The organism is Schaalia odontolytica (assembly GCF_031191545.1).
Lineage (GTDB): Bacteria > Actinomycetota > Actinomycetes > Actinomycetales > Actinomycetaceae > Pauljensenia > Pauljensenia odontolytica.
The window spans coordinates 57618-70546 of the sequence record NZ_CP133472.1; the positions used below are offsets into that span (position 1 = coordinate 57618).

The following is a 12929-nucleotide window of genomic DNA, read 5'->3' on the forward strand; positions in this document are numbered from 1 at the left end:
CACGCCACCCCGGCGTGCCTCACTTTGTGGCCTGCGTCGGCATCTTCCAGGAACGACGATGGTGATCCGAGACGCCGAGCTCCACGATGGCTCGCGCGTGCGCGGCCGACCCGTACCCCTTGTTCGATGCCCACCCGTATCCGGGATCGTCGAGGTCCTGCATGAGGCGATCGCGCGCGACCTTCGCGAGGACAGAAGCCGCCGCTACGGCCGCGCAGGACGCGTCGGCTTTGACCTGCATGTGGACGGGAAGCTCACGGCCGAAAGGATCCTCGGGGCCACCGAACGCGCCGAAGAGATCATCCGGAGCAGACAGCCAGTCGTGGGATCCGTCCAGGAGAACGCCACCGGGGACGAGGCCGCGGCCGGCGACGTCGGCGAGGGCCCGGCGACCCGCGAGCCTCAACGCCGCGATAATGCCCCACTGATCGATCTCTCGCGGCGACGCGTAACCGACGGACGAGCCGAGCGCCCACGAGCGTACGGGCTCAACAAGCGCCTCTCGCCGACGCGGCGTCAGCGCCTTGGAATCGGTGAGCCCTTCGGGGACGGGCTCCGCTTCGACACTCACCAGAGCCACGCCAACTGCGACGGGGCCGGCGAGAGCCCCGCGGCCCACCTCATCCATCCCTGCGACAATTCCCCACCGCCGGGCGAGGGACACCTCAAGATCTCGCGAAGCGGTCGTCATGAGGCGGCGGGAACGGCGGCAAAAACTTCGTGGTGCGCGATGTCTGTCGTCCAGCGCGCGGAGGGCCAGATGACAGCCTGGACAGTGCCGACGACGGAGGAGACCGGCACGAAGGGCGACTGTCCGGCGCCCATATGGTAACGAGAATCGGCGGAGTTCGAGCGGTTGTCCCCCATCACCCACAGGTGCCCCTCGGGAACGACGATGTCGAAGGTGCGTTCACCGCACGGCACTTGCCCGTCAGGGACGTATGGTTCGTCGATCTCCACGCCGTTGACGCTGACCTTGCCGGTCGCGTTCGCGCAGGTCACACGGTCACCGCCGACGCCGATCACGCGCTTGACGAGGGTCTGTTCGCCACCACCGGGAACGAAACCGGTGAACTCACCCAGGCGCCGCAGGACGGAGGGCGAAGCAGTCTCAGTCGAGCCCAGCCAATGAAGAGCGTCGTCGAAAACGACCACGTCGCCGCGGCGCACGTTCGAACGCAACGCATCGATGCGTGAGACCGCGATTCGGTCATCCTCAACGAGCGTGTTGTGCATCGACGGCGAGGGAATCCAGAACACCTGAACGATGAAGGCACGTAGAAGCGACGAGATGATCAAAGCGACAACGATGATCACAAGGATCTCGCGCAGCCAGACGAGGGGGTTACGCCGCGCACGGGCCTCCGCGCGATCACGATCACGAAGCGAAGGCGAGTGCAAGGGTCCGAGCGTCGGGACTGGCTTCCGGGTCATGCAATCTCCTTATCGTCGCATCAACCATCCCAGGATACGGCGAGGCCCGACACCGGCGCGCGATGTCGGGCCTTTCCGTGAAAAATGCCAAGGCTTGAGCCCGGCTGGCCTCACTCGGCCTTGCCGGAACGGTGTTCCTTGATCTTCGCAGCCTTGCCGTGACGCTCACGCAGGTAGTAGAGCTTAGCGCGGCGCACGTCGCCCTTGGTGACGACCTCAATGTGGTCGATCGTGGGGGCGTGAACAGGGAAGGTACGCTCGACGCCCACACCGAAGGAAACCTTGCGGATGGTGAACGTGGAGGACACACCGTGGCCGCGACGCGCGATCACGACGCCCTGGAAGACCTGGATACGAGAGCGGTTGCCTTCGATAACCTTGACGTGCACCTTGAGGGTGTCGCCAGCTCGGAACGAAGGGATGTCATCGCGCAGCGATGCCGCATCAACGGCGTCCAGCTTCTGCATTGTTTCTCCTTGACGCATCTGCCGCAGGTCACATGCGCCTGGTTGGGCGGGTCAAGCCCGCTCATGAACGTTTGATTGTGCGCCGCGGTGTCCCCCTGCGGCAGGATGAACCGCGCACAATCCTCGCTATTATCACATACCCACCCGGCGGTCGGCTAGCGTGAAGACCCGTCAGTCGCCCAGATCACGCACCATGACGAAGTCGTAGTTCTGCACACCGCCCACCGCGAAGGTTCGGCTCGAACGCTTGCGGAACCCGTGGCGCTTATAGAAAGCCTGCGCGGTCTTGTTTCCGCGGTTGGTCCCGAGAACGACGGCTACGTGCCCAATCTCGCGGGCATCGGCAACGGCGCGCTCGAGCAACGCATCCGCAACGCCGCTGCCCCGCCACGCCTCGTCCACATAACATTTCGACAGGTAGGCGCTGCCTTCCTCGACGCGTCCGGGGCGCACGAGTTCACTCGGAAGCCCGTGGACCCCGACGTGAGTGAGCACGTAACCGATAAGGCCACCCCACACCTCGGCGACGAACAGGCGATGATGGTCGGGCGCACAGATGAGGGCCTCGAAAACGTCGACGCTGAGCTGAGTGGCAATATGCTCGTCGATTGCTTCTCGGGGCAGGTTCGCCGGGCACGCGTCCGGGAACGTCCGCGCGGCAAGTTCACTAACCGCGACGGTGTCCTCGAGCGTGGCCAGGCGTATCTCCAGGCGTTCCGCAGCACCCGCACGCGGGTAGGCAATGCCGCATGCGGCGAGCGCAGCACGGTCTTCGTGCGTCAGAGATGAGGAGTCGAGACGAAGCGCAAGGTCGGGGCGAACGCGCACCGTCTTCTCTATCGCACGATCGCGCCTCCAGCGCTCAATCGCCGCGTGGTTGCCGCCGAGAAGAACCTCGGGAATCTCAAGTGAGCGGAACTCCCGGGGCTTGGTATACACGGGATACTCGAGGAGTCCCGCGCCGGAGTGCGACTCTTCAACGAGGGAATCCGGGTTGCCCATGAAGCCCTCGAGAAGGCGCGCGACCGCCTCTGTAAGAACCATTGCGGCAACCTCGCCTCCGTTGAGGACGTAGTCGCCGATCGAGAACTCGACGACCTCGACACCGCTGCCGCGGTAGTGTTCGGCGACGCGCGCATCGATGCCTTCGTAGCGCCCACAGGCGATAATGATCTGGTGCGCACGCGCGAGGTCCTCCACGCGCGCCTGGGTGAGCGGCGTGCCCGAGGGGGTCGGGATCGCGAGAATGCGCCGGGGCGAGGCATCGGTGCGCTCACCGTCACCGCGCGTAAGCGGCACGGAAAGAACCTCGTCCAGGGCGCGTGCCCACACATCCGCGCGCATCACCATGCCGGCACCCCCACCGTAGGGGGTATCGTCCACGCTGCGGTGCTTACCGCTGGCCCAATCGCGAAGGTCGTGCGCCTGCAGCTGCACGAGCCCGGCATCCTCCGCCTTTCCCATCAGGGACAGGCGCAGCGACGCAAAATAGTCGGGGAAAATAGAGATAAGATCGAAACGCACGAGCCTAGCGGTCCTCGCGCTCCGAAACGGCTTCATCATCGAAGAGGCCGGGAGGCGCATCGATGACGACGACTCCGCGCTCAACGTCGACCGTAGGGACGAGCGCCGTCACAAAGGGCACCATGACAGTGCCGCGACCGGTGGCGACGAGCAGGAGATCCTGAGCGGCACCGGGCGTCAGACCGCTGACGGTTCCGAGGACATCGCCGTTGGGAGTGCGCGCCTCAAGCCCCTTGAGCTCGTGCGGATACCAGGCGTCTTCCTCGGGGTGGGCATCGACGAGCAGACGGGAACCTCGCAAGGCCTCGGCGTCCTCGCGCGTCACACATTCTTCGAAGGAGGCGAGCACGCGGTCCCTGTGAACGCGCACTGCGCGGACCGTGAGCGTTCGACGATCCCCGGCCACGTCCAGACTGGCACCGGGCGCCAAAACCTCAGGGTCGTCGCTGCGCACGTCCAAGATGACCTCGCCACGCAGGCCGTGGGCAGGGCCGACGATAGCTGCTGTGAGCTGCATGTGTTCTCCTCACGATGAACGGGGACTCCCCCGAAGGATACAACGAAGGGGCCCGGCAATACCGGACCCCTTCGTGACGTGTGCGAGTCTTACTCGCGATCCGTGTCGACGACGTCAACGCGGACAGTGCCACGCGTGGACAGCGCACCCATGACGGTGCGCAGCGCGCGAGCCGTCCGACCGCCGCGTCCGATGACGCGCCCCAGGTCCTCGGGGTTCACGCGAACCTCAAGAAGCTGGCCGCGTCGCATGGAGCGAGGCGTCACCTCGACATCTTCGGGGTGGTCAACGATGCCGCTGACCAGGTGCTCCAACGCGTCGGCGAGCATGCTCAGGCATCCTCTCCGGCGGCTTCTTCGGAAGCCTGCTCGGCAGCCTCGGCCTCAGCAGCGGCCTCTTCCTCGGCCTTCTTGGCGGAAGCGGCGGCCTTGGACTTTTCGGCAGCTGCCTCGGCGTCCTTGATGGCCTGCTCGGCCTGGGCAGCCTTGTCCTTCTCGGAGACGATGACGCGGGAAACCGCATCGGCCTTGCCGTTGAACTTGGCGATGTCACCGGTCAGGACCAGCAGATTGCGGACCTGATCGGAGGGCTGAGCGCCAACGCCGAGCCAGTACTGGGCGCGCTCAGAGTCGATGCGAACGATCGACGGGTTGGGCTGAGGATCGTAGTAGCCGACCTCTTCGATGACGCGTCCGTCACGCTTCTTGCGCGAATCGACGACGACAACACGGTACTGGGCGGCGTGGATCTTACCCACGCGCTTCAGGCGAATTCGAACTGCCACTTGAGTGGTCTCTCCATTTCAGATTGGTGTGGACCTTTGCGTCCCGAGGTGGGAAACACAGGGGTCGCATCGGACCGGGACACGACGGCACGCAGTGAGAGGGTCTACGAACCGCCGGGTACAGCAAGCGATTATGCCATATTTCGCGCGCATATCCCAAGTCAGGGAGCTGCGGCGCGTGGCGCGAATCGGTTAAATCCATCACTGCCGCGCGTTCAGACGGACGCTCGCTCCCACACGCTACCTCCGTCGAGGATGACCCGCGCTGGCCTGGACAACTCCAGCGGATTACTCCTCGGATCCTCATCCAGGATCAGGAAGTCGGCAGGGCCGCCTTCGACGAGGCCGGGGTAGCCCAAGTAGTGCTGGCTCACCCAGGTGGCCGCATCGATCGTGGCCTGGGCGGGCGCACCCCAGCGCAGCCAGAGCTCGAGTTCACCCGCGATTGTCCCATGATCCTGGTAGCCGCCCGAGTCAGTTCCCATGAGAAGAACGACGCCGGAGTCGACGAGCATCTGGAAGTGGTCCCACCTCGTGTCGTACATGCGCTGCATCGTCGCCGCGTACACGGGGTACTTCTCCCCGGCCTGGGCTGCGAAGTCCCTGAAAAGCTCAACCTGGCGCAGCGTCGGCGTCACCGCGATGCCGCGAGCCGCGATCTCGCTGGCCTGATCTGCATCGATGCCGCTGCCGTGTTCGATGTCGTCGACGCCAGCCTCAATGAGCGAGTCGATGACGCGATGAGAGAAGGCATGTACGGCGATCCTGGCCCCGGCGTCGTGAACGGCGGCAACAGCATCCGTTAGCACAGCGGTATCCCACAGGGGCATGAGGTCGGAGTCAGCGCCGGCGCTGCGATCGATCCAGTCGCCGACGATCTTCACCCATCCGTCGGCAGAACGCGCCATCGTCGCGAGGACATCAGGAAGCTCGCGCTGGTCCTGTACGTCCAGCGGAAGGTCACGCATATAGCGCTTGGGACGCGCGACGTGGCGACCACATCGAATCAGGTGCAGGCCGGTGGCACGAGCGGCGGCCGAGTTGTCGACCGGAACACCGCAGTCCCGCACCACGGTCACACCGCTCGCGAGCGTGACTCGGGCCTGCTCCACCATGTCGCGTTCAGACACGGAACCGACATCCGAGTATCCGATGTGGCAGTGTGTATCGACCATGCCTGGCACGATGAAGCCCACCGACGTCGCGGTCTCATCATCACTGATGCGACGAATCACTCCGCCGTCGACCCTCCACGTGCCGCGCACCCACCGGGGACGCTCTAACGTGTGATCCGCCCACAGGGCGAGACCGGAGAATTCCATGCCTCAGAGCTGGCCGAGCATGCGCTTGACGTCGTCCGGCAGATCGTCGATCGTCGGGCGCGGGGCGGGCGCTTCCTGGGCGACACCAAAGGACGAGCCCTGCGCGGAGCCACGCTCCGATGGGGGCAGCATGGCCTCGAGCTCCTGCTGACGACGCTTCGCGGGGTTACCTGAGCGCGCGCTCTTCTTCATGCGAGCACGCTGCGCCTGCGCCTTACGGGCGTTGGCCTTCTGCTTGGCCTTTCCACCGCGACCAGGCAGGGCACCCATGCCGGGCATGCCCCCACCCATCTGCCCCATCTGGGCCATCATTTCGCGCGCGGCCTCAAAACGCTGAACGAGCTGGTTGACTTCGGTGACCGTCGTGCCGGAACCGCGAGCGATGCGGGCGCGACGGGATCCGTTGAGGATCGACACATCCTCGCGCTCGGCGGGGGTCATCGAACGAACGATGGCCTCGACGCGGTCCACCTCGCGTTCGTCGAAGTTTTCGATCTGGTCACGCATCTGAGCCGCACCCGGGATCATGCCGAGCATCTTCTTCATCGAGCCGAGCTTCTTGATCTGCTGCAGCTGGTTCAGGAAGTCGGAGAGGGTGAGCTGGCCTGCCATCGCCTTGGCCGCGACCTTCTCCGCCTCCTCAGCGTCCATCTTCTTTTCAGCCTGCTCGATGAGGGTGAGGATGTCACCCATGTCGAGGATGCGGCCAGCCATGCGGTCGGCGTGGAAGCGCTCGAAGTCGTCGAGGCCCTCGCCCGTCGAAGCGAAAAGAATCGGAGCGCCGGTCACGCCGCGCACGGACAGCGCTGCACCGCCGCGCGCGTCACCGTCGAGCTTGGACAGGACAACGCCCGTGAAGCCGACGCCATCACGGAAGGCCGTGGACGTGGAGACCGCGTCCTGACCGACCATCGCGTCGAGAACGAACATGATCTCGTGGGGGCTCACGGCATCGCGGATAGCGATCGCCTGGTCCATCATCTCCTGGTCGACGCCGAGGCGACCAGCGGTATCGACGATGACCACGTTAATGCCACTCTGGCGGGCGAACTCGACGCCGGAGCGCGCAACCTCGACGGGGTTACCCACACCGTTACCGGGTTCGGGAGCCCACACCTTGACACCGGCGCGTTCGCCGACGACCTGCAGCTGCTGGACTGCATTGGGGCGCTGGAGGTCGGAGGCAACGAGCAGGACGGTCTTGCCTTCCTCACGCAGCCACTTGCCCAGCTTTCCCGCCAGGGTGGTCTTACCTGCACCCTGGAGACCAGCGAGCATGAAGACGGTTGGGCCGGACTCGGCAAAGGTCAGCTCACGCGTCGCACCACCGAGGATCTCAACGAGTTCCTCGTGAACGATGGAAACGACCTGCTGGCCAGGGTTGAGGGCCTTCGATCGAGCCGCGCCGTAAGCCTTTTCGCGAACCTGCGAAGTAAACTGACGAACGACCGGGAGCGCGACGTCCGCGTCGATGAGGGCGCGGCGAATGTCAGAAATCGCGTGATCGACGTCCGACTCGGTCAGGACGCCGCGGCTGCGCAGGCTGCGGAAGGACTGGGTCAGGCGATCTGACAGGTTTCCAAACACGTGTTTACTCCCAAGATGGCGGCTGTACTAGGCACAGGTTAGCGCACCTGGGCCCCGAGAGTCGCCTCACCGGGGCCCAGGCCATGTCGTGACGGAGGGTTCAGCCCTGCGCGGAACCGACGATCGCGTCGACGAATCCCCGCGGGTCGAAGGGTGCCAGATCGTCGGCACCCTCACCGAGGCCGACAAACTTCACCGGGACGCCCAGCGCGCGCTGGACGGACACGACGATACCGCCCTTGGCGGAGCCATCGAGCTTCGTCAGGACGATGCCGGTCACTCCGGTCGCTTCAGCGAAGACCTCGGCTTGCTTCATGCCGTTCTGGCCGGTCGTGGCGTCAAGAACGAGCAGGACCTCCGAAACGGGGGCCTGTTTGGTCATGACGCGCTTGATCTTGCCGAGCTCGTCCATCAGCGTGGACTTGTTCTGCAGGCGGCCAGCGGTGTCGACAAGGACCACGTCGACGTCGCGGGAGACGCCCTCACGTACGGCCTCGAAGGCGACGGATGCCGGATCGGCACCCTCGCGCTCACTGCGCACGACATCCACACCCACACGCTCACCCCACGTGGCCAGCTGGTCGGCAGCAGCGGCACGGAAGGTATCGGCGGCGCCCAGGATCACGGATTTCTCTTCGGCGACGAGGATACGGGCCAGCTTCCCAACGGTCGTCGTCTTGCCTGTGCCGTTCACGCCCACCATCAGGACGACGGCAGGCTTGGTGGAACCATCGACCTGCGGGCGCTCAAGGTTCATGGAGCGGTCCATGTCGGGGTCAACGAGGGCGAGAAGTTCCTCGCGAAGAATCTCTCGGATGCGTGCTTCATCGGTGACGGACTCGACGGCGACACGGCGCTTCAGCGCCTCCATCAGCGTGTCAGTGGCCTCAAGTCCAAGGTCGGCGATGAGGAGAGATTCCTCGATCTCCTCCCAATCCGCGGCACCGAGCTGGCCTCGGCTCAGCACACCCAAAATGGCGCGGCCCAGAGAACCGGACGATGCCAGGCGTTCACGCAGGCGCTCCATGCGGCCGCGAAGCGGCTCAGGGCGCTCGATCGAGGAGGCGGAGGCTTCGGGAGCCGGAGCCGCTTCCTCGACGGTGGGCTCAGCGGCATCGGCCGGACCTGCTCGAGGTTGGTCGGCTTCGTCGCGCGGAGCGTCGGCTGGCGCGTCGGAACGAGGTTCTGCCGGAGCCTGAACCTGAGGCTGAAGGCTCACATCGTCGGGGGAACGTCGCCGCGAGCTGACGGCGACACGGATGAGCACACCGATAAGCACAGCGACCGCCAGGGCGATCACGATCGCCCACGGCGACTGGAGGTAGGAAATAAAAGCGTCCATAGGGCCATTATCCCCTATGAACACTTGTCACAGAAAACCTGAGTGCGGCATCACTGAGTGACGCCCGCGGTAACTACTGCGTACTCACACCACCGCCATTGCCGCTACGCCGTCCGCGGTCAAGACGCTCGCTCACGCGGCCTGTCACCGTCTCGAGCCGGTCAATGCCGGGCAGGCGATCGGCATCGAAGTATGCACTCTTAGGCTCGCCACCCTGCAGCAACGAGTCTAGGGACGCAGTGCGCGGAACGATGGGACCATCCGGCGATGTGGCAGCACGCTTGGGCAGCGAGTGATGCGTCTTCACTTCGGCTGCAATTTCCTCGCTCTCACGCTTGATGACGCCCTTCCACTCGTCGGCGCTTCGGCGCGAGAGCGCCAGGACTGCGACGACGCCACCGGCGACGACGAGAACCAGAGCGACAGTCAGAACTAGAATCAGTGCACCCTCAAACATGAGATCATCCTGCCCCATCGAAGCCTTGATGCGCGACGATGCCACCCGAACAGCCACACATTGTGATGATATTGTCATGGGGGCCAGGAACGATTGTTCCTGGCCCCCATGGGTGTCTCGAATGAGTCAGTCGAGGTAGTCTCGCAGAACCTGCGAGCGCGACGGATGGCGCAACTTCGACATCGTCTTGGACTCAATCTGGCGGATACGCTCACGCGTCACGCCGTAGACCTTACCGATCTCGTCAAGGGTCTTCGGCTGACCATCGCCCAGACCGAAGCGCATCGACACGACGCCCGCCTCACGCTCGGACAGCGTGTCGAGCACGTGGTGCAGCTGCTCTTGAAGCAGGGTGAAGGACACCGCGTCAGCGGGAACGATAGCCTCGGAATCTTCGATGAGGTCGCCAAACTCCGAGTCGCCGTCCTCGCCGAGCGGCGTGTGCAGCGAAATCGGCTCGCGACCATACTTTTGAACCTCGACGACCTTCTCAGCGGTCATGTCGAGTTCCTTGGCAAGCTCTTCGGGAGTCGGTTCACGTCCCAGGTCCTGCAGCATCTGGCGCTGGACGCGGGCCAGCTTGTTGATGACCTCGACCATGTGAACCGGGATGCGGATCGTGCGGGCCTGGTCGGCCATCGCGCGGGTAATCGCCTGACGAATCCACCAGGTGGCGTAGGTCGAGAACTTGTAGCCCTTCGTGTAGTCGAACTTTTCAACGGCGCGAATAAGGCCCAGGTTGCCTTCCTGGATGAGGTCCAGGAACTGCATGCCGCGTCCGGTGTAACGCTTCGCCAGGGAGACGACGAGACGCAGGTTTGCCTCGAGCAGGTGGTTCTTCGCCTGCTGTCCATCCTGGGCCAGAAAGTGCAGCTCGCGACGCTCGCGACTGGTCATCTCGTCGGCCAGGTTCTTCAGCTTGTACTCGGCGTACAAGCCTGCCTCGATGCGGCGGGCCAGGTCCACTTCCTGCTCGGCGTTTAGCAGGGAGACCTTGCCGATCTGCTTGAGGTAGTCCTTCACCGGGTCGGCGGTTGCGCCGGCGACCGTCACCTGCTGGACAGGCTCGTCAGTCTCGTCCGAATCGGAGACGACGAATCCACCCTTGACATGGATGCCCGCGTTCGTTCGCTCGCGCAGAGCCGCACCCTCAGAGACCTTCGCGTCTTCCTCTTCGGTCTCTTCTTCGGTGCCGGCCACGTCCTCGTCGTTGGCGTCGGCCTCGAGATCAGGATCCTCGAGATCCTCACCCGTGGGCTCCAAGTCGACGTCCTCGGCATCCTCGATGTCGGGGACGACCTCTTCTTCCTTCTTCTTGCGTCCGCGAGGCTTCTTAGCCGCAGGCACATCTCCCTCGGCCGCGTCGGCCTTCGTCGTCGTCTTCTTCGCGGGAGCCTTCTTCGCGGGCTTCTTCGCCGGGGCCTTCTCCTCGACACCCTCGGCGTCGGCAGCCTTCTTCGTCGTCCTCTTGGCGGCGGCCTTCTTAGCCGGAGCCTTCTCCTCGACACCCTCGGCGTCGGCAGCCTTCTTGGTCGTCCTCTTGGCGGCGGCCTTCTTAGCCGGAGCCTTCTCCTCGACACCCTCGGCGTCGGCGGCCCTCTTGGTCGTCTTCTTCGCGGGAGCCTTCTTCGCGGGAGCCTTCTTCGCGGCAGACTTCTTGTCCCCGGCGGGGGCGCTAGCCGCGTCCGCCGTGGCTTTCTTGGCGCGCGCCGTCTTCTTGGCGGGGGTCGTCACCTCCGTGCTTTCCTCAGTCGTCGCGGAGTCCTTTGCCGAAGCGCGAGATGCACTCACACGGGTCCCTTTCATTGATGGGCATGCACAACAGAGCCGATTGCAAATCGGCATACCACCGCCAGTCTAGTGCCTTGCCACGTAGTTTTCCTGGCGGTAGGTGTGAGGATGCCCCACCTTAAGGCCGCACATCAGCGCACTCCTCGGTTAGAGTGGCCACATGACTCTGAGCGACAGTTTCGCAACGCTGCGTGCCCACATCGATGAGGCAACGACTGCTAGCCTCACCCATCTCCTCTCTCGCGTCGGCGCTTCCGGCAGATCCGAGGAGTTTTCCCGCGCCGTTGTGACGTCGGTGTCAGGAGGCAAGCGGTTCCGCGCACTCATGGCGCACGTCGGCTACGCGATTAGCTCCGACACAGCACTCGAAACGGTCTCGCTGCCCCATCTCAGCGCGGCTCTCGAGCTCTACCAGGCCAGCGCCCTCGTCCACGACGACATCATTGACAAGGCGGATGAGCGCCGCGGCATGCCGACGCCGCACCGGACGCTGGCAGACCATCACGCGTCATCGTCATGGATCGGATCCTCGACGGACTTCGGTCGTCACGCCGCCATCCTCGTCGGCGACTTCCTGTTCTCCGCAGCGACCTCGGCGGCAGACGAGCAGGCGCTCACGCTACGCGAGGATTGCGCACGCGCCTTCGCCAGGCGCTTCGCGCACATGCACGCGGAGGTGGCGCTCGGCCAGTACCTGGACATCACAGCCGAGCAGACTCCGCTGGACCCTCAGCGCACGGACGCACTGAGCACGAACGACTCGCTGGAGGTCGCGCTTCACAAGTCCGCACACTACTCGGTCGTCCACCCGGCAATCCTCGGCGCGATCTGTGGAGCCAAGTCGTTTGATTGTGTCACCGAGCTGGTGGACGTCCTCGAAACGATCCTCACCCCGTGGGGCTTGGCATTCCAGTTGCGCGACGATGAGCTGGGCGTGTTCGGAGACCCGGCAGTCACCGGTAAGCCCGCGGGGGACGACCTGCGGGAAGGAAAACGCACCGCTCTCCTGGCGCTCACGTGGGAGGCCTCCTCCCCCGCCGAGCGACGCGCCCTCACCGACGTACTCGGGGTAGCCCGGGCCTCGGCGGAGCAGATCGCGACCGCTACCCAGATCGTCGAGCGCAACGGGCGCGCCGCGCACGAGGCGGAGATTGCGCGCCTCGTGGCCGACGGGCACGCCGCACTCGAGACCTCCAGCCTCAACGAGGACTCCCGTACCCTGCTTCGCGAGCTCTGTTCGATCCTCACCACCCGGCGCTCCTGAATATCCGCCGAGGGGGCGGAAACTCAGAAGGCCAGCGTCGAGGCGATCCGATTGACGCGATGGTGGCGGCCCGAGATGAGCGCGTCAATGGGGCGCTCACCCAGTTCGTCCTGCATGGTGTACAGCCACGCAAGCGACTCCTGCGCGGTGAAGCCGTCGTCAGCCAGGAGCGTCAATGTGCCCTGGAGGAACGGAAGGGGTTCCCACCCGTTCGTGCCCTTGACGAGCACCTCCTGAGGGACGCCGCGCACACCGCTCGCTCCGCGTGCCTCAATGAGGACACGGTCACGGATCAACTGCTTGAGGCGACGCTCCTCGATGCCGAGCAGTCGGCAGACCTCGTCGATGGGCAACACGGTGATATCAGCACTGGTCATGAGCGCAAGATTACCCCATTCGCGCGCCGCACCGACACCCTCACTTCCCGTATTTTCGCGAAA

The 12929-nt window shown here is 64.8% G+C and carries 14 protein-coding genes; 1 reads left to right on the top strand and 13 read right to left on the bottom strand.

Annotated elements, in window-relative coordinates:
• Window positions 1-19: 19 nt before the first annotated feature.
• From rnhB to RDV55_RS00310, 12 genes are all read right to left on the bottom strand, one after another.
• Entirely contained in the window at window positions 20-691 is a 672-nt protein-coding gene (gene rnhB, locus RDV55_RS00255; RefSeq protein ID WP_111823067.1) for a ribonuclease HII, read from the bottom strand.
• Window positions 688-1434, bottom strand: coding sequence for a signal peptidase I (lepB, locus tag RDV55_RS00260; protein ID WP_165835826.1), 747 nt, complete (start codon window positions 1432-1434; stop codon window positions 688-690). The genes rnhB and lepB overlap by 4 nt, the downstream gene beginning before the upstream one ends.
• Before the next feature lie 110 nt (window positions 1435-1544).
• Window positions 1545-1901, bottom strand: coding sequence for a 50S ribosomal protein L19 (gene rplS, locus RDV55_RS00265; protein ID WP_007588732.1), 357 nt, complete (start codon window positions 1899-1901; stop codon window positions 1545-1547).
• Between the two features lie 171 nt (window positions 1902-2072).
• Entirely contained in the window at window positions 2073-3425 is a 1353-nt protein-coding gene (trmD, locus tag RDV55_RS00270) for a tRNA (guanosine(37)-N1)-methyltransferase TrmD (protein WP_174703784.1), read from the bottom strand.
• Between the two features lie 4 nt (window positions 3426-3429).
• A complete protein-coding gene (gene rimM / locus RDV55_RS00275; protein ID WP_111823066.1) occupies window positions 3430-3942 on the bottom strand; it encodes a ribosome maturation factor RimM in 513 nt (170 codons plus the stop codon).
• Window positions 3943-4031: 89 nt separating this feature from the next.
• Window positions 4032-4271: an RNA-binding protein gene (locus RDV55_RS00280; RefSeq protein WP_003792828.1), complete on the bottom strand. Its 240-nt coding sequence runs from the start codon at window positions 4269-4271 to the stop codon at window positions 4032-4034.
• Window positions 4272-4273: 2 nt separating this feature from the next.
• Entirely contained in the window at window positions 4274-4726 is a 453-nt protein-coding gene (gene rpsP / locus RDV55_RS00285) for a 30S ribosomal protein S16 (protein WP_111823065.1), read from the bottom strand.
• Window positions 4727-4941: 215 nt separating this feature from the next.
• Window positions 4942-6048 carry an amidohydrolase family protein gene (locus RDV55_RS00290; protein ID WP_111823064.1) on the bottom strand — a complete coding sequence of 369 codons (1107 nt, stop codon included), beginning with the start codon at window positions 6046-6048 and terminating at the stop codon, window positions 4942-4944.
• Between the two features lie 3 nt (window positions 6049-6051).
• Window positions 6052-7635 (bottom strand): signal recognition particle protein, encoded by a 1584-nt coding sequence (gene ffh, locus RDV55_RS00295; RefSeq protein WP_111823063.1) that lies wholly within the window; start codon window positions 7633-7635, stop codon window positions 6052-6054.
• Window positions 7636-7735: 100 nt separating this feature from the next.
• A complete protein-coding gene (ftsY, locus tag RDV55_RS00300; RefSeq protein WP_111823062.1) occupies window positions 7736-8977 on the bottom strand; it encodes a signal recognition particle-docking protein FtsY in 1242 nt (413 codons plus the stop codon).
• A gap of 73 nt (window positions 8978-9050) precedes the next feature.
• Window positions 9051-9434: an ABC transporter gene (locus tag RDV55_RS00305; RefSeq protein WP_111823145.1), complete on the bottom strand. Its 384-nt coding sequence runs from the start codon at window positions 9432-9434 to the stop codon at window positions 9051-9053.
• Between the two features lie 126 nt (window positions 9435-9560).
• A complete protein-coding gene (locus tag RDV55_RS00310; RefSeq protein ID WP_111823061.1) occupies window positions 9561-11240 on the bottom strand; it encodes an RNA polymerase sigma factor in 1680 nt (559 codons plus the stop codon).
• 145 nt (window positions 11241-11385) lie between these two features.
• Here RDV55_RS00310 and RDV55_RS00315 point away from each other — a divergent pair, with 145 nt between their 5' ends.
• On the top strand, window positions 11386-12489 hold the full coding sequence (locus tag RDV55_RS00315) for a polyprenyl synthetase family protein (protein WP_111823060.1): 1104 nt from the start codon (window positions 11386-11388) through the stop codon (window positions 12487-12489).
• A gap of 23 nt (window positions 12490-12512) precedes the next feature.
• Here the strand turns inward: RDV55_RS00315 and RDV55_RS00320 are convergent, their stop codons facing one another.
• Window positions 12513-12866: an Rv2175c family DNA-binding protein gene (locus RDV55_RS00320; RefSeq protein ID WP_111823059.1), complete on the bottom strand. Its 354-nt coding sequence runs from the start codon at window positions 12864-12866 to the stop codon at window positions 12513-12515.
• Window positions 12867-12929 lie beyond the last annotated feature (63 nt).